The organism is Agrobacterium sp. InxBP2, assembly GCF_026191755.1.
In the GTDB taxonomy this organism is placed as follows: domain Bacteria; phylum Pseudomonadota; class Alphaproteobacteria; order Rhizobiales; family Rhizobiaceae; genus Agrobacterium; species Agrobacterium pusense.
Genome location: NZ_JAINDY010000036.1, coordinates 212,079 through 235,026 on the forward strand (window position 1 = coordinate 212,079; position 22,948 = coordinate 235,026).

Here is a 22,948-nt window from a genome sequence, read left to right on the forward strand (position 1 = left end):
TAATTTCGCTTGCGGCGACTGCCGCTAAATGGAAACATCCGGTTTTCGAAAGACTGACATGTTTTCGGACTAAAGAATGAGCGTGGTCGGAGAATGATCAACCGGCCAGGGCTTCCGCTTTGAACAGGAGAGAGGGACCATGAAGAGAATTTTGGGACTGGGCATGCTGAGTGTTTCGGCGATAACGCTTTCCGCCGGCGCGGCTCTGGCCGATTACGAGCTCAACATTCTTCACATCAACGATTTTCACTCCCGTATCGAATCGATCAACAAATTCGACTCGACCTGCTCTGCGGAAGAGGAAGGCAAGAATGAATGCTTCGGCGGTGCCGCGCGCCTGCTGACAGCGATCAACCAGACAAGGGATGCCCTGAAGGCCGGGGGAAAAAACGTCCTGCTGCTCAATGCCGGCGATAATTTCCAGGGCTCGCTGTTCTACACCACCTACAAGGGCACGGTGGAAGCGGAAATGCTGAATGCCATGAAGTTCGACGCGATGACCGTCGGCAACCATGAATTCGACGATAGCGAGGACGGGCTCGCCGGCTTCCTCGACAAGGTTCAATTCCCCGTCGTGACCGCCAACGTGGTGGCCACCGCCGCCTCTAAAATCGGCGACCGGGTAAAGCCGTTCATCGTGCTCGAGGTCGGCGGACAGAAAATCGGTATCGTCGGCGCCGTTGCCAACGATACGGCCGAACTGGCAACACCTGGTCCCAACATCACCATTGCCGAAGATGTCGCGAAAATTAGCGAACAGGTACGGAAGCTGAAGCAGGACGGCGTCGATAAGATCATCGCGCTCACCCATGTCGGCTACCCGCGCGATCTGGAATTCATCGCCAAAATTCCCGATGTCGATGTTGTGGTTGGCGGCCATTCGCATACGCTGCTGTCGAACACCGACCAGAAAGCCGAAGGCCCTTATCCGACGCTCGTTGACAATCCCGGCGGCTACAAGGTTCCTGTCGTGCAGGCCGGCCAGTACAGCAAATATCTTGGCGACCTCAAAGTCGTCTTCGACGACAACGGCGTGGTGAAGGAAAGCAAGGGAGACCCGATCCTCGTCGATTCCTCCTTCAAGCCCGATGAAGCCACGCTGAAGCGTATCGATGAACTGAAGGCGCCGATCGAAGCCCTGAAAGCCAAGGTGGTCGGCACTTCTGAGGGCCCGATCGAGGGCGACCGCAAGATTTGCCGCGTGAAGGAATGCTCGATGGGCAATCTGGTGGCCGATGCAACGCTGGCCCGCGTCAAGGATCAGGGCGTCACCATCGCTTTTGCAAACAGCGGCGGCCTGCGTTCCTCCATCGATGGCGGCGATGTCTCCATGGGTGAAGTGCTGACGGTTCTGCCGTTCCAGAACACCGTCGCAACCTTCCAGCTCAAGGGCGAGGATATTCGTGCCGCCCTCGAAAACGGCGTCAGCCAGATTGATGACGGTGCGGGCCGCTTCATGCAGGTTTCCGGCATGAAATATTCCTTCGACCGCTCGAAGCCGGCCGGCAGCCGTGTCGTTTCCGTCGAAGTCAAGGAAGGCGATGCCTTCGTGCCTCTCGATCCCGCCAAGACCTATATCGTTGCGGCCAATAACTACGTGCGGACCGGGGGTGACGGCTTCAAGGTTTTTGCGACCAAAGCCATCAACGCTTATGATTTCGGCCCCAATCTCGAGGAGGCCGTCGCGGCCTATATTACCGCCAACAGCCCCTATAAGCCCTATACGGATGGTCGCATCGCCGAAGTGACGCCCGCAGGTTACGTCGCCCCGGCGAAGCCCGCAGCACCCGCGCCGGCAGCGACGACCGCCGCTCCGTCCGCCACACCGGCACCCGCACCTGCAGCCCCTGCCACCCCCGCACCGCCCACAACGACGCCTGCTGCAGGCGCCAGCAAATATGTGGTGGAAAAAGGCGATTCGCTCTGGAAAATTGCTGCGGAGAAATATGGCGACGGCGCGCTCTGGCAGAGAATTGCCAAGGCAAACACGCTGAAGCATCCGAACCACATCGAAATCGGCGAGGAGCTGGAACTGCCGGCTCAATAAGCGGGGCTACAGCAGACAGGGCAATATGCCGCAGACACGAAGCCGGCCCTCGGATTTCTGGGCCGGCTTCTTTTTTCTAATGAAAAACAGATACTTACGAGAATAATTTTGCCGCCTGAAGGCATGTGCCTGCCGGAATGGCGGAAATAGCCGGTGGCGGTGGTTTAATCCTGAAGAATTTCGTCTAGAACACGATGAACAAAGTAACGCCACGGGCGTATAGCTCGGGCACGTCCGGCCAAACTTCATTGCTGTTTGCGTTGGGGTCAATAAACAGACGATGGAGCGTTTCCAGCCTTTATCCGAGGCGGAGCGTCCTTCGCACAACCAGTTCGAGTTTCAGGGTATCATTCATGGTGACAGAACTATCCGCACTCCCCGCGAACCATCCCCGTGTCGCATTTGGCAAGGTGGGCGTGCTGCTCGTCAATCTCGGCACGCCCGATGGTACGGATTATTGGCCGATGCGCCGTTATCTGGCGGAGTTCCTGAGCGACAAGCGCGTGATCGAATGGTCGCGCCTCTACTGGTATCCGATCCTTTACGGCATCGTCCTCAACAAGCGCCCACAGAAGGTTGGCAAGGCTTACGAGGAAATCTGGAACCACGAGCGCAACGAAAGCTACCTGCGAACATATACGCGCAGCCAGGGCGAGTTGATGGCGCAGGCATTGAAGGATTTGCCCAACGTGGTTGTGGACTGGGCAATGCGTTACGGGCAGCCTTCCATCGCCTCGAAGATCGACGCGCTTAAAGAACAGGGCTGCGAAAAAATCCTGCTTTTTCCGCTTTATCCGCAATATGCCGCGTCCACCACGGCGACCGTGAACGACAAGGCGTTTGAACATCTGATGAAACTGCGCTGGCAGCCGGCGATCCGCACCGTGCCGCCCTATCATGACGATCCCGCCTATATCGAGGCGCTCGCCGCCTCCGTCAAAAACCATCTGGCGACGCTGGACTGGGAGCCGGAGATGCTGATCACCTCCTTCCACGGCATTCCGCAATCCTATTTCAAAAAGGGCGACCCCTATTACTGCCATTGCCAGAAAACCGCCCGTTTGCTGCGGGAGGCTCTGGGCTTGACCGAAAAGAACTTCATGATCACGTTCCAGTCCCGTTTCGGACCGGAAGAGTGGCTCCAGCCCTATACCGACAAGACCGTGGAAAAACTCGCCTCGGAAGGCATCAAACGTATAGCCGTGATGAATCCCGGCTTCGTATCGGATTGTCTTGAGACCCTGGAGGAAATTGCCGGTGAAGCCGGAGAAATCTTCCTGCATAATGGCGGCGAGAAATTCACCCACATCCCATGCCTGAATGACAGTGCCGAGGGCATGACCGTTCTCGAAAAGGTTGTGCGGCGGGAGTTGCAAGGCTGGGTGTAATCTTGCCATAACGATACGGGGGTAAAACCCTGATCATGATGTGCTGGAGGGTAAAGTGATGATCGCATTGGGCGGTTTCGACATCGTCGTCTTGGCAGCCGTGGTTCTGGTCATTCTGGTGCTGTTTGCCGGCATCAAGACCGTGCCGCAGGGATACCGCTATACGGTGGAACGTTTCGGGCGCTATACGCGCACGCTCGAGCCGGGCCTGAACCTCATCGTACCCTTCTTCGAGCGCATCGGCGCCCGGATGAACGTGATGGAGCAGGTGCTCGACATCGCCACACAGGAAGTCATCACCCGCGACAATGCCAGCGTTTCCGCCGATGCGGTGGCGTTTTATCAGGTTCTGAATGCGGCGCAGGCTGCCTATCAGATCGCCAATCTGGAAAACGCCATCCAGAACCTTACCATGACCAATATCCGCTCGGTCATGGGTTCGATGGACCTCGATGAATTGCTGTCGAACCGCGACGCCATCAACGACCGCCTTCTGCGCGTGGTGGATGAGGCCGTGGGACCTTGGGGCATCAAGGTCACCCGCATTGAAATCAAGGATATCGCGCCGCCGAAGGATCTCGTCGATTCCATGGCGCGGCAGATGAAGGCGGAGCGCGAAAAACGCGCGCAGGTGCTGGAGGCGGAAGGCGCCCGCAATGCCCAGATTTTGCGCGCGGAAGGCGCAAAACAATCCGCTATTCTGGAAGCGGAAGGCCAGCGCGAAGCAGCGTTCCGCGACGCCGAAGCGCGCGAACGTCTCGCCGAGGCCGAAGCCAACGCCACCCGGATGGTGTCGGAAGCCATTGCCGCCGGCAATGTCCATGCCATCAACTATTTCGTTGCTCAGAAATACACCGAAGCACTTGCAGAGATTGGCACGGCCAAAAACGCCAAGATCGTGCTGATGCCGATGGAGGCCTCGGCGCTGATCGGCTCTCTCGGCGGTATCGGCACGATTGCGAAAGAGGTCTTCGGCAACAACGGAGACGCGCCCACTGCTCCCGCCGCGCCCGCATCCTCCCGCTCCGTGCCGCCGACACGGGCTTCGGGCCAGACGATTAACGTCACGGCTCCCGGCAATCCCTTCGGTTCTTCCTCGGAGAAGTGACGATGCTGCAAGGGCTTGCCACGGAACTTGGACCATGGAGCTGGTGGATCGTCGCTTTCGTGCTGCTCGCTGCCGAACTCATCGCCCCCGGCGTCTTTCTGATCTGGATCGGCCTTGCCGCACTGGTCATCGGTGCGCTCTCCCTGCTCCTTTGGCAAACAGCGTTTTGGGCGTGGCAATTGCAGTTAGTGATGTTTGCCGCGCTCTCCGTCGTTTTCGCTCTGCTCGGCCGGAAATACTTCGGCAGAAACCGGGCGACAAGCGACGAGCCCTTCCTCAACCAGCGAGAGGCAAGCCTTGTCGGCCGCACGGCGACGCTTCAGGAACCGATTGTCGAAGGGCGGGGCCGTATCAGGCTGGACGATACCTGGTGGCCGGTCAACGGTGAAGACCTGCCGGCGGGAACCCGGGTGAAGATCGCTTCCGCCCGGGGACGAACGCTGACAGTCGAGCCGCTAGAGCGATAGGTTTTCAGGATCAGCCTTCTCAGGATCGGCTGGCCTCAGGCCACGCCGATTCTCAGCAGATCGTGGAAATGCACCAGCCCTATCGGCCGGTTGTCGTCATCGACCACGATCAATGCGCCGATGTGGAATTTTTCGAGCGTTGCCAGCGCACCCGTTGCCAGGACCGATTTTTTGACCGTCTTGGGCGTCCGGGTCATGATATCGTCCACGGTCAATTCGGCAAGATTGCGCGACAGGTTGCGCGCCATGTCCCCCTCGGTGACGATGCCGCACAGACGCCCGTCCTCATCGAGAACGCCGACGCAGCCGAAATGCTTGCGGGAGAGAACACCCACGGCTTCCGGCATGGCCGTTCCCCTTTTGACCAGCGGCACACGATCGCCGGTATGCATTATGTCGCTGACCAGCGTGAGACTGGCGCCCAGCTTGCCGCCGGGGTGAAATACCTTGAAATCGCCCGCCGTAAAATTGCGCGCTTCCAGCAGCGCAACAGCAAGGGCATCACCAAGCGCAAGCTGCATCAATGTGGAGGTGGTGGGCGCAAGGCCAAGCGGGCAGGCTTCCTGCTCGTTGGGAACCAGCAATACGATATCGGAAGCCTTCGCCAGCGATGATGTCTCGGAACAGGTGAGCGCGATCAGCGGAATGGAAAAGCGGCGCGAATAATTGATAATGCTGCGCAATTCGGCACTTTCCCCACCCTTGGAGATGGCGAGAACCACGTCGTCGCCGCCGATCATGCCCAGATCGCCGTGATTGGCCTCCGCCGCATGGACAAAAAATGCCGGCGTTCCAGTGGACGCAAAGGTGGCCGCCAGCTTCGCACCTATATGCCCGCTTTTGCCCACACCGGTTATGATGAGACGGCCGTTCGACTGGCCGATTGTTTCGATCGCCTTGCAGAAGGGGACCGAGAGACCGTCTCGCAGAGCCGTCTCGAGGGCGGCAAGGCCCGCCCGCTCCATCGAAATCGTCCGTACGGCGGATTCGATGGCATTGTCTTCGACCAAGTTGACGGCGCGCGTAATCATGGGGGACTGTTACTCTTTCAGCCGGAATAAGTCCACTCCCTGCCGGGAGCCGCCTGCTTTAGTGGCGCAAATCCGGCGGAGAAATTTCCTCCATGGTTCCCAGCCGCTTAAAGGGAATGTTTTCTTCATCGACGAGATATCGGCCAGCGGTCCTCACCCAGGAAACCGAACCGTCGGTGCGGCGCACGGCATATTCCTGACTGTAGAAGCTCGCATCCTTCAAGGTGTTCAAGGCGGTCTCTATAACCCGATTCCGATGATCCAGATCCACTTTTTCGAGTATCTGGAAAATACTGATGCCCTGCATTGCCTGTCTTAGTGGAATTCCGAATAGTTCAGCGCACACTTCATCCAAATAGAAGCGGTCATTGGTAATATCCCAACAATAGAAACCGACCTGTTTGATATTCAAAACGGCTTTCATGAAACGACACTGTCACACAAAATAAAATTCAATACGATTTGCCGGGCAATGGAAGGTCATCTTTCGTTAATCATAGGGCGATTCCGTGCCAAATTGAAACGTTTTAATCTTTTCATATTAGGAATCTGCATTTGCGAACAGCCCCGCTGCCGCCAGCTCTGACCGGTTCGCGCAGGTAACGGGAGTGGACGGCCCTCCAGGACGCCTCCCCGTGACATCAGGAAATTCCGGCGATCTTTATCAACTGTTAACCATAAAAAACCTATTGTTAAAGCGATGTTAAAACTTGCGTCGACTGTTTGGTCCCTGGTTTGTCCATGTCGTTTCGTCGGCCTTTCTGACTGGGGCCTGCGGCAATGTATTGGCGGACTGTCGGTCCGGCATTCGGCCCATTCGCCGGGTGAAAGGAATGATTGTGAAGGGCACCGCCACACGTCTGCCGACGTCGCGGAAAGCAGCAACCCTGCTGCTCGCCTGCACGCTTTTTTACCACCACGAAGATGCTTCTGCACAGACGGCGACTGCCGCCCCGGCAATGCCTGGCGCCGCTGCCACGGCCGATGGCATTGGCTCCGCCGCTCCCGCGCCGACCCCCGGGACAATGGCGGGCACGGCCCAGGCCACAACGGCACCTGTCCCCACGCCCCAACTCTGGCGTCCCTCAAATAATCCCGGTGACGCGATTTCCGAGCAGCAGGACGAAGCGGGGCAGCCCTATGCCGACGCAGACAACCCCTATGAGCCGACCGTGGACGGGGGCGAAAACCCACGCGTTGTTACCGAACCCGGACAGACTCCGGGAATTCGGCTGGGCACCCTTCTGCTCCGGCCTTCGATCAGTCAGACCATCAACACGGAAAAACAGAGGAATACGGGTGGTCCCTCGCGACGAAACTATCTGACGACGGGCATACGCGGAACGCTCACCAGCGACTGGTCCCGCCATGCTTTGACCGTCACCGGAGACGGCGCGTGGGAGAAAAACTTCGGTGATAAGGACGGAGAAGAACCAAGGGCGCGGATAGAGGCCGATCTGCGTCTTGACCTCGGATCAGAAACAACCGCCAACCTCAAGGCCGGTTACGAATTCAGCCGTGAAGACACGACCGATCCCAATGCCTTGACCGGCGCCGCCGTGCAGGGTGGCGAACACCGTTTCAGCGCCGGGGCATCGATAGAGCGGGATTTCGGCAAGCTGCGAGGTCTGGCCGCGCTTGACCTGTCCCGTACGGTGTATACCGACGCGAAGGGTCTCGATGGCCGGCCGATCAGCCTCAGTGACCGTGATCAGAATGGTGCGAATCTGCGCGGACGCCTCGGCTATGAGCTGTCACCAGCGCTGATCCCCTTCCTCGAACTGAACGCCGGCACAACGAAATATGACAGCCGCCTCGACAATTCCGGTTATGCCCGTTCATCCAATGCCTATGGGGCGAAGATTGGGGCAGAGGTCGACCTTGGCGAAAAGACCCGTGGCGAAGCCGCCATCGGTTATCTGCGCAAACAATATGACGATGATCGCCTTGCGTCGATCGGCGCGTTGACGCTGGACGGCGACCTTAACTGGTCACCCCAGCGCGGCACGAATGTCAATCTTGGCCTGCGCACGACAATAGAGGATTTCGCCGGCGGCCCGCAGGGCGGATGGGTTTCCTATCGCCTGGATGCCGGGCTGACCCACGAATTGCGCAGCAATCTGGTAGCGCGACTGACCGGCCAAATCGTGCATCGCACATTCCCCTCCTCCGACACGGAGGACGCCGTGGAATATACGGCGGGAGCCGGCCTGACCTGGGGTCTCAACCGTTATCTCGATCTGACTGCCGATGTCAGCTACCAGTGGACACCGGTTTATGACAGCAGCGAACTTCGCGTCGGTGCAGGGCTTGTCCTGAAGCGATAAGCGCCAAATAAAAATCCCGGCGCGAAGGCCGGGATTTTGTCATCTATTCTCTGGTCTCTCACTTCAGCCCGTCGATCAGGGCCTTGATCGGCTCTTCGATTGCCGGACGGATATCGCCGCGCTCGAGAGCGAAAGCGACATTGGCCAGAATGAAGCCATCCTTGGCGCCGCAATCGAAGGTCTGACCGCGGAAATGATAGCCTGCAAACTCCTGCGACTTGGCAAGCGTCAGCATGCCGTCCGTCAACTGGATTTCATTACCGGCGCCACGCTCCTGATTTTCGAGAATATCGAAAATCTCGGGCTGAAGAATATAGCGACCGTTAATGTAGAAATTCGAAGGCGCTGTACCCTTTGCAGGCTTTTCAACCATTTCGGTAATCTTGAAACCCTCACCCACGGTCTCGCCCACGCCGACAATACCATATTTATGCGTCTGGTCGGGAGCGCATTCCTGCACGGCGATGACGTTGCCCTGGGTCTGGTCGTAAAGTTCGACCATGCCCTTCAGGCAGCTTTTCTGTGAATGCATGATCATGTCAGGCAAAAGCACGGCGAAGGGCTCGTCGCCGACGATATCACGGGCGCACCAGACCGCATGGCCCAGGCCGAGCGGCACCTGCTGGCGCGTGAAGCTTGCGGTACCTGCCTTGGGCAGAAGGCCGGCCAGCAGTGTCAGCTCGGCGTTCTTGTTGCGCTCGCGCAGCATCTGTTCAAGTTCAAATTGAATATCAAAATAATCTTCGATCACCGCCTTGCCGCGGCCGGTGACAAATACAAAATGCTCGATACCCGCTTCTGCCGCTTCATCGACGACGTACTGAATAACCGGCTTATCTACGACGGTGAGCATTTCCTTCGGAACTGCCTTGGTTGCGGGCAGAAAGCGCGTGCCGAGACCTGCGACGGGAAATACGGCCTTCCGAATTTTCTTATGTTCTACCACATATTCCTCCTGAGAGATAACACTTGATCACAATCCCCGCACGCTGTTGTTATTTCAAAAACAACAACGTTTTGTAAAGGGTGACGCTACCATCTATTAATGGTAAAGAATTTGTTGACGTTCTTTTGTTATCCATGATGACGCCCGATGCGTTTTCGCAATCGAAATGACATTCGAGAGAACGAAAGACAGACGATGACAAAGATGATCCCTTCAGATGTCCGCAAATTCGGCTGCATGGTGGCTGCTGGCCTGGTAATCTCGCTGGCGCCGGTTTCGGCCCGCGCCGATGCCGGATTCCGTCAGTGGATCAACCAGTTCTATGCAACAGCCGCGAAAGAAGGCATTAGCAAGGCGACCTATCAGAAAGCCTTTGCCGGCGTTAGCGAGCCGGATCCCGACGCGTTGCGCAAGGCCACTTTCCAACCGGAATTCACAACGCAAATCTGGGATTATCTCGACTCCCGCGTCAATCCGTACACGGTGCGGATTGGCCGCGAAATGAAGATGAAGCACGCGACGACCCTCAACTGGATCGAGCGCAACTTCAACGTCGACAAGCACATCATTCTCGCCATCTGGTCGATGGAATCGAATTACGGCGCGGTTCTCGAAAAGCCGGAGCGTCTGCACAACATCCCGCAGGCGCTGGCAACGCTCGCCTATTCCGATCCCAAGCGCGCCAAATTCGCGCGTACGCAATTGATTGCCGCGCTCAAGATCCTTCAGGCGGGTGACGTCACCCCCAAACAGCTGACGGGCTCCTGGGCCGGCGCGATGGGCCATACCCAGTTCATCCCGACAAGCTACCTGCTTTACGCGGTAGATGCGGATGGCAATGGCAAACGGGACATCTGGCATTCCGTCCCGGACGCTCTCGCAACTGCCGCCAATCTTCTCGCGAAAAACGGCTGGGAGCCCGGCCGGACATGGGGTTACGAAACCGCCGTTCCGCGTGGCGGCGCGCGGTATGAAGGCCAGACGAAGACCATCGCGGAATGGGCAAAGCTTGGCTTCACCCGCCCCAACGGCAAGAATTTCACCCGTGGTTCCGACCGCGCGATGCTGAAACTACAGGGCGGGGCAAACGGCCCGGGCTTCCTGATGATGAAGAACTTTTTCACCATCAAGAAATACAACGCCTCCGACAGCTATGCGCTCGCCGTCGGACTGCTCGCGGATGAAATCGCCGGTTACGGCGGCATGCAGCAGAAGTGGCCGCGTCCGGACGGTACGCTGGATATTCGCGAAAAATTCGAACTTCAGACCCGCATGAAGGAACTCGGCTATTATGACGGTGAAGTCGACGGCAACTTCGGCTCCGGTTCCAAGGCCGCCATCAGTGCCATCCAGTCACGCATGGGGATGGACGCGGACGGCCAGCCGTCGCAGCGGTTGCTGAGAGCCCTTCGCAACTGATAATGTGCCGGCGAGTTCGGCGGCAGTTACGAAACGCCGCCGAAATATCCGGAAGGGCCGATGTCATGAGTACGAAACCTGCGGAAAAAACTGGAAGAACCGGCTGGCGTTTCTGCGCCGTCCTTCTTTCCGCTGTTCTTGCCATGCCGCTCGTTCCCTCCGAGAGCTTGGCACAGGAACAGCGGCGCACCCTGTTTGAAATGCTGTTCGGCAGGCCAGTGGGCCGCGATAGCGGATCAGGCCGCGAATACCAGCCCCGCAACCGGCGCGATTTCCCATCCGCGCCGCGTGAAAGATCGGTTACCCGCCCGCAACCAGCAAGGAAAGCGCCTTCGGTGGTGCAGATGCGAACCGCTAAGCCGGAGCCTGCCGCCAAGCTTGAAAATGCCAGGCGCGTCCTTGTTATCGGTGATTTCCTCGCCGGCGGGATGGGGGAAGAGCTGGTCAATGCCTTTGCCAGCTCGCCGGCAATTGCGGTCGATGTGCGTGCCAACGGCTCTTCCGGCCTGGTGCGCACCGATTATTACGACTGGTTCAAAAACCTGCCGCAATTCATAAGCGAGACCAACCCCGCCACCATCGTCATCATGATGGGCTCGAACGATCGCCAGCAGATGCAGATCGGCGATATCAAGGAAAAATTCGGCACGGAGGTCTGGCTCAAGGAATATGAGAGGCGGATCGATGAGCTTCTCACCCTCGCCGGCCGCCCGAAAGTGCCGCTGTTATGGGTGGGTTTGCCCGCCTTCCAGTCTCCCTCGCTTTCTGCGGATCTCGTTGGGTTCAACCGGCTTTACCGCAGCCATGTGGAAAAATTCGGCGGCGAGTTCGTGGATGTCTGGGACGGTTTTGTCGACGAAGCCGGCAAATTCGTCATCACCGGTTACGACATGAACGGTCAGCAGGCCCGCCTGCGTGAGGCCGACGGTATCGGCATGACGCAGGCCGGAAAGCGCAAGCTTGCCTTTTACGTCGAGAAATTCGTCCGCCGGCACCTCGACGGCGCCGGACCGGACCTTGTGAAACTGGACGGCAGCAATCTGCCGGCACTCACCTCCCTGCCGGCACTTGGCATCGATGCGGGACAGGTGCGCACCCAGCCGATCAGCCTTACCGATCCTGCTCTCGATGGCGGCGACAAACTGCTCGGGGATGTCCCTCTTTCGGCCGCGCCAACACGCGTCTCCGTCGTGGAATCCCCGCGCGAAAGGCTGACCAAGCGTGGCGAAATGGCCGATGCGCCGGCAGGCCGCATCGATGACTATCGGATGACGCCCGATACCACGCAGGCAAAGCAATAGAAGCTTGCCCGCCGTCTGCCGCCCAGTCGGTCGGCGTAATGTTCAGGCAATCCCACGATGACAGGATAGCTGCAGCTTTGCAGGAATGCGGAGATCGGTCACAAACCTCCGCCGCTCCACCGATTTCGCACGGCGAATGTATTCGACGGCGACGCGTCGCTTGCCATGAGCGTCAGCGGCACCGTCGTTTTTGACTCCATGTGTACGCTTCACCCTAAAGTGTGCCGACAATGCCGAGACGAATTCATGCGCCTGCTGCTTGTTGAAGACGAACGTGAGATGGCAGCGGCCCTGTCTGCCGCGCTCCATCGGTTCGATATTATCGTGGATACGGTCGGAACACTGGATCTCGCCCGACACGCCATCATGGATGGTGTCCACGACCTCGTTGTGCTGGACCGGCAACTGCCCGATGGTGACGGCATCGAACTGATAGAAAATCTGCGTCTGCTGCCGGTCACCCCACCTGTCATAGTGTTGACGGCCCAGGGCGGGCTCGTGGATCGGGTGAAGGGCCTGAACCTTGGTGCAGATGACTATATGGCCAAGCCTTTCGCTGTCGAAGAGCTACTTGCCCGCATTCGCGCCCTGATGCGCCGACCCGCCGGAACCGTGGCGATGACGGCAAAACTCGGCAGGCTGGAGTTTTGTTTCGAGACGCGTGAAGTGCGTATCAACGGCGCGTTTCTTCCGCTGACGAGACGGGAGTTGCTGATTCTCGAAGCCTTGCTGCGACGACAGGGCAGAACAGTGCTGCGCTCGCTGCTCGAAGAGGCCGTCTATAACTTTGACGATGAAATCCAGTCCAATGCGCTCGATTCCCACATTTCCCGCTTGCGGCGCAAATTGCAGGCCGCGGACGCCGCCGTGGAGGTGCATGGCATTCGCGGCGTGGGATATCTTTTGAGGGCGACGGGATGAGATTGTCCAAGAGAAAGTCACTGAAGCGGCGATTGACCATTCAACTGCTCCTCTTCCAGATCGGCAGTCTGTTGATCGTCAGCATCGCATTCTTTGCTTATCTGTTGAGCGACGGCGTCGGCAGCGCTCTTCTTAGCTCGGAGGCGGCGCAGATAACTGCAAACGCTTTGATCCGCGATACGGATGGGAAGCTTACGCTGAAAGAGACGGCCGAATATGCCAAACTCCGGGAAAAAATGCCCGATTTCTGGTTTGTCGCGCTGAGCGACAAGGATGAGCTCATCCAGGGTGGCCCTGTGCCCGAGGCCTACAGCAACATGGAGAAGGAGTTAAACGACATCAAGATTTCGAACATTCGCGAAGCCGGGATGTCCTACTCCTATCTTGCCGTTCTCTACCTTGCGGTCGTTCGCCGTGCATCCGGACCAGCCGGCGACTTCATGATGATCGGAAAAGGCGATCTTTTCAGCATGACGCTCCCTGTTCTGCTGTTCTCCAACATCATGATTTTCCCGGTCCTCGTCCTCATCTCCATTGCGACCGCGATAGCAATTCCCTTGATCATCCGCAGGGAATTTCGTGCACTCTCGACGATTGCCAAAACCGCGGAAGCGATCGATATCGACAGACGCGGATATCGCTTGCCCGACAATGATATTCCAAGGGAAGTGCAGCCGCTGGTGCACGCCGTCAATGGTGCGCTCAAGCGCCTGGACGATGGCTATGAACGGCACAAGCGCTTCATTCTCGACGCCGCGCACGAATTGCGCACGCCGGTCGCCATTCTACAGACGCGTGTCGAAACTCTGCTGGAAGGGCCCGCGCGCAGCCGGATTTTGGCGGATGCAAACCGTATCGGCGTGCTGGCCGAACAATTGCTCGATCTGCAGCGTCTCGGCGGCCAGAAGGCGCCATTAGTGCCGCTCGATCTGGTCAATCTCTGCAGATCGGTTGTTGCCGATATGGCACCGCTTGCCATCTCGCAGGGTTATGAGCTCTCATTTGAACCGGAGGAAGAACCGATCCTTGCACTTGCGGACGATCCTTCCCTGCGGCGAGCCCTGATGAATATCGTGCAAAACGCCATAGAACACGGCGGCAACCGCGGAACCATAACGATGACAGTGGCGGGCAATCGGGTGATAGAGATCGCCGACGAAGGCAACGGCATTCCTGAAAAGGAGCGGGAACTCGTCTTTGATGCCTTTCATCGCCTGCAACCTCGAGACCGGGGCACGGGCCTCGGGCTTAATCTCGTGCAGGAAATCGTGCGGTATCACGGCGGAGATATTACTATCGGCGATTCATCCAGCGGTGGGGCCTGCTTCCGGATTACGCTTCCCTATTGCTGAAAAAGAAGCGCTCGTTTTCTGACATCAAAAAAAGGCCTGTTGCGGGTGCGACAGGCCTTCCCATTTTTATCCATTTGCCGGCTTAGCGCGGAAGAACGGTCGCGCCCATCAGCGCTTCATCGATAGCACGCGCCGCCTGACGGCCTTCGCGGATCGCCCAGACCACCAGCGACTGGCCACGGCGCACATCGCCCGCCGCCCAGAGTTTGTCGACAGAGGTCCTGTAATCCGTCTCGTTGGCGACGACATTTGTGGAGCCACGGCGGTCCGTGTTGAGTGTCAGCTTGCCGTCCATTTCCTTCAGAACGCTGTCCGTGAAGGGACCGGAAAAGCCGATGGCGATGAAGGCGAGATCGGCCTTGATGATGAACTCCGTGCCGGCAATGGGCTTGCGTCGGTCATCCACCTGGCAGCACTTCACACCTGTCAGCACGCCGTCTTCGCCAACGAATTCGAGGGTCGCCACCTGGAACTCGCGGATGGCGCCTTCGGCCTGCGAAGACGAGGTGCGCATTTTGGTTGCCCAGAAAGGCCAAACCGCCAGCTTGTCTTCCTTTTCCGGCGGCATCGGGCGTATGTCGAGCTGGGTGACTTTAACAGCACCCTGGCGGAACGCCGTGCCAACGCAGTCGGATGCAGTATCGCCACCGCCCACAACGACGACATGCTTGCCGCCCGCGAGGATCGGATCGGCCGGCCAGCCAACGCTGTCAATGTTTTCACGACCGACGCGCCGGTTCTGCTGCACTAGATAGGGCATGGCATCATAAACGCCATGCAGATCCGCACCGCCGATGCCGGCCGGGCGCGGGGTTTCCGAGCCGCCGCAATAAAGCACGGCATCGTGGTCGGCGAGAAGCGCCTCCACCGTCACATCGACGCCGACATTGACGCCACAATGGAAGGTGACCCCTTCGCCCTTGATCTGCTCGACACGGCGGTCGATGAAGTTCTTTTCCATCTTGAAATCGGGGATGCCGTAACGCAGCAGGCCGCCGGGCTTGGATTCGCGCTCATAGACGTGAACCTCGTGGCCGGCACGGCCAAGCTGTTGCGCCGCCGCCATGCCCGAAGGACCGGAACCGATGATGGCGACCTTCTTGCCGGTGTGGATCGTCGCCGGCTTCGGCACGATGAAGCCCAACTCATAGGCTTTGTCGGCAATAGCCTGTTCGACGGTCTTGATCGCGACCGGCGCATCCTCAAGATTCAGCGTGCAGGCCTCCTCGCAAGGGGCGGGACAGACGCGACCGGTGAATTCCGGGAAGTTGTTGGTGGAATGGAGGTTGCGGATCGCCTCCTCCCAGTTATTATTGTAGACCAGATCGTTCCAGTCGGGGATCTGGTTGTGCACGGGACAGCCTGTCGGGCCGTGGCAATAGGGAATGCCGCAATCCATGCAGCGCGCCGCCTGCTTCTGCACCTCGGCATCCGACATCGGAATGGTGAATTCGCGGAAGTGGCGGATACGATCCGATGCGGGCTGATACTTGCCCACCTGCCGGTCGATCTCCAGAAAACCTGTAACCTTGCCCACGTTTATGTCCTCACATCAAAGCGGAGCGCCTGTCGGGCCCCAGTACCAGGTGGCGAAACCCAAAGCCGCCCCAGCACGATGAACTCAAATCCGGTCTCGCCGCCCGTCCAAGTGGTCGCCACGAATGGCGACCGCTGTTATCAGCGAGATCAGGTGGTGTAGTGTCCTCACGCGACGGATTACTCCGCCGCCACGCCCATGCGCATGCGCTCCATTTCCTCAAGCGCACGACGGTATTCAACCGGCATGACCTTGCGGAACTTCGGACGGAACTCGCTCCAGCGATCGAGTATATCCTTGGCACGCGACGAGTTCGTGTAATGGAAGTGGTTGGAGATCAGCTGGTAAAGGCGCTCCTCGTCATGGCGCGTCATGTCTTCGGAAACGTCGACACGTCCCTTGTGCATGAGGTCGCCGCCGTGATGGTGCAGCTTTTCCAGCATGTCGTCTTCTTCCGGAACCGGCTCCAGCTCAACCATGGCCATGTTGCAACGCGTGGCGAAATCGCCCTTCTCGTCGAGAACATAAGCCACGCCGCCGGACATGCCGGCCGCAAAGTTGCGGCCGGTCTCGCCAAGAACGACCACGATGCCGCCAGTCATATATTCGCAACCGTGGTCGCCGACACCTTCAACAACCGCAACCGCGCCGGAGTTACGCACCGCGAAACGCTCGCCAGCCACGCCACGGAAATAGCACTCGCCGGTTATGGCGCCGTACAGCACGGTGTTGCCGACGATGATCGAGTTTTCCGCGACGATACGGGCGTTTTCCGGCGGGCGCACAATGATGCGGCCACCCGAAAGACCCTTGCCGACATAGTCGTTACCGTCACCCACCAGATCGAAGGTGATGCCTCGAGCGAGGAACGCACCGAAGGACTGGCCCGCCGTGCCGCGCAGCGTCACATGGATCGTGTCATCCTTCAGACCCTTATGGCCCCAGCGCTTGGCGAGCGCGCCGGAGAGCATCGCACCGGCGGAGCGGTCAACGTTTCTGATCGGCACTTCGAAGACCACGGGTTCGCGGTTTTCCAGCGACGGCAGCGACTTTTCGATCAGCTTGCGGTCGAGAATGTCATCGATCGGATGCTTCTGGCGTTCGGTCCAGAACGTCGCTTCCTTGGGTGCCTCGACCTTATGGAAGATGCGGCTGAAATCCAGACCCTTCGCCTTCCAATGCGCCAGCATCTCATCCTTCTCGAGCAGTTCGGAAGCGCCGATGATCTCGTCCAGCCTGGTCACGCCAAGCGAGGCAAGGATTTCGCGCACTTCTTCGGCCACGAAGAAGAAGTAGTTGATGACATGTTCCGGCGTGCCCTTGAAGCGCTTGCGCAGAACCGGGTCCTGCGTGGCAACGCCGACAGGGCAGGTGTTGAGATGGCACTTGCGCATCATGATACAGCCGGCCGCAATCAGCGGCGCGGTGGCGAAGCCGAATTCATCCGCACCGAGCAGCGCGCCGATGATGACGTCGCGGCCGGTCTTCAGACCGCCATCCACCTGCAGGGCAACGCGCGAGCGGAGACCGTTCAGCACAAGCGTCTGCTGGGTTTCGGCAAGGCCGATTTCCCAGGGCGAACCCGCGTGCTTGAGCGACGTCAGTGGTGACGCGCCCGTGCCGCCATCAAAACCGGCGACGGTGATATGGTCTGCGCGGGCCTTGGCTACACCGGCCGCAACCGTTCCGACGCCGACTTCCGACACCAGCTTCACCGACACATCGGCTTCCGGATTGACGTTTTTCAGGTCGTAGATCAGCTGCGCCAGATCTTCGATGGAATAGATATCATGATGCGGCGGCGGCGAAATGAGGCCGACGCCCGGGGTGGAGTGACGGGTCTTTGCAACCGTCGCATCCACCTTGTGGCCGGGCAGCTGGCCGCCTTCGCCGGGCTTTGCGCCCTGCGCTACCTTGATCTGCAGCATGTCGGCATTGACAAGGTATTCCGTCGTCACACCGAAGCGACCAGATGCGATCTGCTTGATGGCGGAGCGTTCCGGGTTCGGCTGGCCGTTCAACAGCGGCATGTAGCGGTCGGATTCTTCCCCGCCCTCACCCGTGTTGGACTTGCCGCCGATGCGGTTCATGGCAATCGCGAGCGTCGTATGCGCCTCGCGGCTGATCGAGCCGAAGGACATGGCCCCGGTCGAGAACCGCTTGACGATATCGGCTGCCGGCTCGACCTCATCGATGGAGACCGGTTTGCGACCGAGTGCTTCCGCCGACTTGACCTTGAACAGGCCGCGAATGGTGTTCATGCGCAGCGCCGTTTCGTTCACCATGCCGGCGAATTCGCGGTAGCGATCCTGACTGTTGCCACGCACGGCGTGTTGCAGCGAGGCGACGGCGTCCGGCGTCCAGGCATGGCTTTCCCCGCGCATGCGATAGGCGTATTCGCCGCCGATATCGAGCGTGTTGGCAAGGATCGGGTCCTTGCCAAAGGCCGCTGTGTGGCGCGCCACGGTTTCTTCAGCGATTTCCGTCAGGCCGACACCTTCGATGGAGGTGGCGGTGCCGAAGAAATATTTCTCGACGAATTCCGAAGACAGGCCGATGGCGTCGAAAATCTGCGCGCCGCAATAGGACTGGTAGGTGGAGATGCCCATCTTGGACATGACCTTGAGGATGCCCTTACCCACCGCCTTGATGTAGCGATAAACGACTTCATCATCAGACACTTCCTTCGGGAAGGCGCCGTGCTTGTGCATGTCAAGCAGAGTATCGAAAGCGAGGTATGGGTTGATCGCCTCCGCACCATAACCGGCCAGAAGGCAGAAATGGTGGATTTCGCGCGGCTCACCGGTTTCGACGACGAGACCGACCGAGGTACGCAGGCCCTTGCGGATCAGGTGGTGGTGCACGGCGGCTGTCGCCAGAAGTGCGGGGATCGCGATGCGATCCGGGCCAAGCTGGCGGTCGGACAGAACGATGATGTTGTAACCGCCGCGGACGGCGGATTCGGCCCGCTCGCAGAGGCGGTCGAGCATTTCGGGCATGCCTTCGGCACCGCGCTCCACATCATAGGTGAAGTCGAGCGTCTTGGTGTCGAAACGGTCTTCCGTGTGACCGATGGAACGAATCTTCTCCAGATCGCCATTGGTCAGGATCGGCTGGCGCACTTCCAGACGCTTGGCGCGGGCAGCACCTTCGTGGTCGAGAATATTCGGACGCGGGCCGATGAACGACACGAGGCTCATGACCAGCTCTTCGCGGATCGGATCGATCGGCGGGTTCGTGACCTGCGCGAAATTCTGCTTGAAATAGGTGTAAAGCAGCTTCGACTTGTCGGACATGGCCGAAATCGGCGTATCCGTGCCCATGGAGCCGATGGCTTCCTGGCCCGTCGTCGCCATCGGCGACATCAGGAGCTTGGTGTCTTCGCTGGTGTAACCGAAGGCCTGCTGGCGGTCGAGCAGCGACACGTCGCGGCGCAGCGCGCGTGGTTCGACAGGCTTCAGCTCTTCAAGGATGAGCTGCGTGCGATCAAGCCAGCTGCGATAGGGATGCTTGGCGGCAAGCTCGTGCTTCACTTCCTCGTCGGAAATGATCGCACCCTTTTCCATGTCGATCAGCAGCATCTTGCCAGGCTGCAGACGCCACTTCTTGACGATGCGCTCTTCCGGCACTGGCAGCGTGCCGGCCTCGGAGGCCATGATGATGCGGTCGTCATCAGTGACGAGGTAACGGGCCGGGCGCAGGCCGTTGCGGTCGAGCGTCGCGCCAATCTGCTTGCCGTCGGTGAAGGCAACGGCGGCGGGACCGTCCCACGGCTCCATCAGGGCTGCGTGATATTCGTAGAATGCCTTGCGTTCGGCAGACATGGACTGGTTACCGGCCCAGGCTTCCGGGATCAGCATCATCACGGCATGGGCCATGGAATAACCGCCGCGGACGAGGAACTCGAGCGCGTTGTCGAAACAGGCCGTGTCCGACTGGCCTTCATAAGAAATCGGCCAGAGCTTGGAGATGTCGTCACCGAACAGCGCGGACGAAACCGATGCCTGACGCGCCGCCATCCAGTTGACATTACCGCGCAGCGTGTTGATTTCGCCGTTATGGGCGACCATGCGATAGGGGTGCGCCAGCTTCCACGACGGGAAGGTGTTGGTGGAGAAACGCTGATGCACGAGCGCGACAGCCGATTCGAAACGCGGGTCCGAAAGGTCCTTGTAATATGCGCCCACCTGATAGGCGAGGAACATGCCCTTATAGACGATGGTCGAGGAAGAAAGGGAAACGGGATAGAAATCCTGCGTTTCCTTGCCGCCGCCTTCGTCATAGATGCGGTTGGAGAGAACCTTGCGGATGAGGAACAGCTTGCGCTCGAAATCGGCATTGCTCGCGGCATCGCGGCCGGCGCCGATGAAGACCTGCACGTGGTGCGGCTCTGTCGCTGCGATATCCGGCGCCTTGGAAAGCGAGGAGTTGTCGACCGGGACATCACGGAAGCCAAGGAACTGCTGGCCCTCTTCGCCGATGACGTCGACGATGACCTTCTTGTAGTGCTCGATGCGGGAGGGATCGCGCGGCATGAAGATATGACCGACGGCGTATTCGCCAGCCTTCGGCAATGTCACGCCCTGCGCGGCCATTTCCTCGCGGAAGAAGCGGTCGGGAATCTGCACGAGAATGCCCGCACCATCGCCCATCAGCGGATCTGCGCCGACGGCGCCGCGATGGGTCAGGTTTTCAAGGATGAACAGGCCGTCCTTGACGATCTGGTGCGACTTGACGCCTTTCATATGGGCGACAAAGCCGACGCCGCAGGCATCATGTTCATTGGCGGGATCGTAGAGACCCTGCCTTTCCGGCAAGCCGCCCGCGAAACGCGCTTTCGCAGAAACGGGTGCAGCCGCAGCCGCGGTGGGACAGTCAGTGGTCAGGGTTGCGGCGGCGATATCCGCCTGCGGCTTGTTCGTCATTTTTGTCCCTCCTGCAAATTACTTGCACGGTTTCATGCGAAGGTCCGGCGCGACGCAAATTTCGCTCTTTGGCAAAATCCGCATTCTCGCCGGCTGGATCAAATTTAGGACAGTAAGACTGTCTCAATTCCCGAGGATTTTGGCAGAAACCGGCGGAATTGGCAAGGGCGCGAATCCAATTAGTGAGACCGTCGTTTTATAGCGAAGTTTCGATACTGACCTATTGTGCGAAACTTTCTGTCGCAAATCCCGCCTCCCCATTGCTTTCATTGCCGGATTTGCCAATCGCGGAGTTAGGTCCTAGAACTTTGCCAGTCGTCGCTCCATGCATTTCCCAATCAGAACCCCAGCTATCGGAAAGCCTTCAGAGATGTTTTTTGCTTCAGACAATTGGGCTGGCGCCCACCCGGCCGTCAATGAACGGCTTTCGCGGGAATCCACCCGGTTTGCCTCCGCCTATGGCACCAGCGAACTCGATCTCTCCATCGAAAAGCGCTTCAACGAGATATTCGAGCGCGAGGTTGCGGTGTTTTTCGTCGCCACCGGCACGGCGGCCAATTCGCTTTCGCTGGCCAGCATCGCTCGCGCCGGCGGCCTCACCTTCTGCCATTCGGAAGCCCATGTGATCGAGGACGAATGCGGCGCGCCGGATTTCTTTTCCGGCATGCGCATGGTCGCAGTCGAAGGGCCGAACGGCAAGATGCTGCCGGAAAACCTGATCGAGCGCATTGCCCGCTATCCGCAGGATGCCGTTCACCACGGCCGTGCCGCCGCCATCACCATGACGCAGGCGACCGAAGCCGGCACCGTCTACACACTCGACGAAATTGAAGCCATCTCCAAAATCGCCAAGGAAAACGGCCTGCCGCTGCATATGGACGGCGCGCGTTTTGCCAATGCGCTGGCCGCGCTTGACACCACGCCGGCTGAAATGACCTGGAAACGCGGCGTTGACGTGCTGTCTTTCGGCGGCACGAAAAATGGCTGCTGGTGCGCGGAAGCGATCGTTTTCTTCGATCCTTCGCTCGCTCGGGATTTCTCGTTCCTGCGCAAACGCACAGCGCAACTGTTTTCGAAGTCACGTTTCATAGCAGCGCAGTTTGAAGCCTATCTGCAGGATGATCTTTGGCTCGGTCTCGCCAGCCATGCCAATGCCATGGCTAACCGGCTGCGCGCGGGCTTCGGCTCGCTGAACAGCGCGCGCCTCGCCTGGCCGACCCAGGCCAACGAAGTTTTCGCCATTTTGCCAAAGGCAGCCGCGCAAGCAGCGACGGAAAAAGGCGCAAGGTTCTATGACTGGCTGGAACCGCGCGACATGCCGGAAAAAGTCGGCAAGGACGAAGTACTGATCCGCATGGTCACCAGCTTTGCGACGACCGAGGCCGATGTAGATGAATTCCTGTCCATCTGCGCTGCCGTCTGAGATATCGGAGGGCGTCGCCTTGCGGCGCCCTCAAACCTCCTGCAACCGGTAACCCACCCCGGTTTCTGTCAGGATGTAACGGGGCTGGTCGGGGATTTTTTCGATCTTCTGGCGCAATTGGCGCACATAGACCCGCAAATATTGCACGTCGGTCAGTTCATCCCATACGTGCTCCAGCAGGAAGCGGTGCGTCAGCACCTTGCCTGCGTGCTGAACCAGCACCCGCAGAATATCGTATTCCTTCGGGGAGAGCTTCACCTCCCGGTCCTCCACCCTGACGATACGCCGGACAAGATCGACCGAAAGATCGCCGGTCTGAAAGACAGGCCGTTCACCCTGGCTCTGGAGCCGGTGGCGCAGCGCGACACGGATGCGGGCGACGAGTTCGTTCATGCCGAAGGGCTTTGTAATGTAGTCGTCGGCTCCCAGTTCGAGTGCCTTGACGATACCTGCTTCATCGGTTCGGCTGGACAGGATGATGACCGGCAACGCCACCCCCTCGCTGCGCCATTTCGCCAGAAGATCGTGTCCCGACATATCCGGCAGGCCGAGATCGAGAATGACGAGATCGGGCTTGTCCTGCTCGACCAGCTCCATCGCCACCTTCGCATTCATCGCCTCGCTTACCGTATAATCCTGCGTCGACAACCCCACCCGCAAAAGCTTGCGGATCGGCGGTTCATCGTCAACGATCAGAATGTTAACGGCGGAATTGGTCATTCCAGGGTCTCCTTTGGCGGCGTAGTGGGAGCGGGG

Annotated in this window: 16 protein-coding genes; 10 read left to right on the forward strand and 6 right to left on the reverse strand. The window is 59.0% G+C overall.

Annotated elements, in window-relative coordinates; genetic code table 11:
• Positions 1 to 139: 139 nt before the first annotated feature.
• From K7A42_RS25240 to K7A42_RS25255, 4 genes are all read left to right on the forward strand, one after another.
• Positions 140 to 2,047, forward strand: a complete 1,908-nt coding sequence (locus K7A42_RS25240; RefSeq protein ID WP_282456097.1) for a 5'-nucleotidase C-terminal domain-containing protein — start codon at positions 140 to 142, stop codon at positions 2,045 to 2,047.
• A 353-nt stretch (positions 2,048 to 2,400) separates the two neighbouring features.
• The gene (hemH, locus tag K7A42_RS25245; protein ID WP_006697190.1) at positions 2,401 to 3,435 is read left to right on the forward strand and encodes a ferrochelatase; all 1,035 of its coding nucleotides are present in this window, start codon (positions 2,401 to 2,403) and stop codon (positions 3,433 to 3,435) included.
• A 58-nt stretch (positions 3,436 to 3,493) separates the two neighbouring features.
• Positions 3,494 to 4,543 (forward strand): SPFH domain-containing protein, encoded by a 1,050-nt coding sequence (locus tag K7A42_RS25250; RefSeq protein WP_077985797.1) that lies wholly within the window; start codon positions 3,494 to 3,496, stop codon positions 4,541 to 4,543.
• A 2-nt stretch (positions 4,544 to 4,545) separates the two neighbouring features.
• Positions 4,546 to 5,010, forward strand: coding sequence for an NfeD family protein (locus tag K7A42_RS25255; protein ID WP_004445832.1), 465 nt, complete (start codon positions 4,546 to 4,548; stop codon positions 5,008 to 5,010).
• A 35-nt stretch (positions 5,011 to 5,045) separates the two neighbouring features.
• Here the strand turns inward: K7A42_RS25255 and K7A42_RS25260 are convergent, their stop codons facing one another.
• A complete protein-coding gene (locus tag K7A42_RS25260) occupies positions 5,046 to 6,041 on the reverse strand; it encodes a KpsF/GutQ family sugar-phosphate isomerase (protein ID WP_006697193.1) in 996 nt (331 codons plus the stop codon).
• A 58-nt stretch (positions 6,042 to 6,099) separates the two neighbouring features.
• On the reverse strand, positions 6,100 to 6,465 hold the full coding sequence (locus tag K7A42_RS25265) for a PAS domain-containing protein (protein WP_006697194.1): 366 nt from the start codon (positions 6,463 to 6,465) through the stop codon (positions 6,100 to 6,102).
• Between the two features lie 409 nt (positions 6,466 to 6,874).
• Between K7A42_RS25265 and uppP the strand changes: the two genes are divergently transcribed.
• A complete protein-coding gene (gene uppP, locus K7A42_RS25270) occupies positions 6,875 to 8,368 on the forward strand; it encodes a polysaccharide biosynthesis protein UppP (RefSeq protein WP_282456098.1) in 1,494 nt (497 codons plus the stop codon).
• A gap of 58 nt (positions 8,369 to 8,426) precedes the next feature.
• On the opposite strand, the gene galU is transcribed toward uppP, so the two are convergent.
• A complete protein-coding gene (gene galU, locus K7A42_RS25275; RefSeq protein ID WP_004445838.1) occupies positions 8,427 to 9,314 on the reverse strand; it encodes a UTP--glucose-1-phosphate uridylyltransferase GalU in 888 nt (295 codons plus the stop codon).
• Positions 9,315 to 9,509: 195 nt separating this feature from the next.
• Here galU and K7A42_RS25280 point away from each other — a divergent pair, with 195 nt between their 5' ends.
• The 4 genes from K7A42_RS25280 (at position 9,510) to K7A42_RS25295 (ending at position 14,307) form a co-directional block, all read left to right on the forward strand.
• Positions 9,510 to 10,733, forward strand: a complete 1,224-nt coding sequence (locus tag K7A42_RS25280; RefSeq protein WP_282456099.1) for a lytic murein transglycosylase — start codon at positions 9,510 to 9,512, stop codon at positions 10,731 to 10,733.
• A gap of 65 nt (positions 10,734 to 10,798) precedes the next feature.
• Complete coding sequence (locus K7A42_RS25285; RefSeq protein ID WP_282456100.1) at positions 10,799 to 12,034, forward strand: SGNH family hydrolase; 1,236 nt, start codon at positions 10,799 to 10,801, stop codon at positions 12,032 to 12,034.
• A gap of 246 nt (positions 12,035 to 12,280) precedes the next feature.
• Entirely contained in the window at positions 12,281 to 12,955 is a 675-nt protein-coding gene (locus K7A42_RS25290) for a response regulator transcription factor (protein ID WP_004445841.1), read from the forward strand.
• Positions 12,952 to 14,307 (forward strand): sensor histidine kinase, encoded by a 1,356-nt coding sequence (locus K7A42_RS25295; protein ID WP_282456101.1) that lies wholly within the window; start codon positions 12,952 to 12,954, stop codon positions 14,305 to 14,307. The genes K7A42_RS25290 and K7A42_RS25295 overlap by 4 nt, the downstream gene beginning before the upstream one ends.
• Before the next feature lie 82 nt (positions 14,308 to 14,389).
• Here K7A42_RS25295 and K7A42_RS25300 read toward each other — a convergent pair whose 3' ends face one another.
• Positions 14,390 to 15,844 (reverse strand): glutamate synthase subunit beta, encoded by a 1,455-nt coding sequence (locus tag K7A42_RS25300; RefSeq protein ID WP_004445843.1) that lies wholly within the window; start codon positions 15,842 to 15,844, stop codon positions 14,390 to 14,392.
• Between the two features lie 179 nt (positions 15,845 to 16,023).
• Positions 16,024 to 20,769: a glutamate synthase large subunit gene (gltB, locus tag K7A42_RS25305; RefSeq protein WP_006697197.1), complete on the reverse strand. Its 4,746-nt coding sequence runs from the start codon at positions 20,767 to 20,769 to the stop codon at positions 16,024 to 16,026.
• A 370-nt stretch (positions 20,770 to 21,139) separates the two neighbouring features.
• On the opposite strand from gltB, the gene K7A42_RS25310 reads away from it, so the two are divergent.
• Complete coding sequence (locus K7A42_RS25310; RefSeq protein ID WP_004445845.1) at positions 21,140 to 22,192, forward strand: low specificity L-threonine aldolase; 1,053 nt, start codon at positions 21,140 to 21,142, stop codon at positions 22,190 to 22,192.
• A 30-nt stretch (positions 22,193 to 22,222) separates the two neighbouring features.
• On the opposite strand, the gene K7A42_RS25315 is transcribed toward K7A42_RS25310, so the two are convergent.
• Positions 22,223 to 22,912 carry a response regulator transcription factor gene (locus K7A42_RS25315; RefSeq protein WP_006697199.1) on the reverse strand — a complete coding sequence of 230 codons (690 nt, stop codon included), beginning with the start codon at positions 22,910 to 22,912 and terminating at the stop codon, positions 22,223 to 22,225.
• Between the last annotated feature and the right edge of the window lie 36 nt (positions 22,913 to 22,948).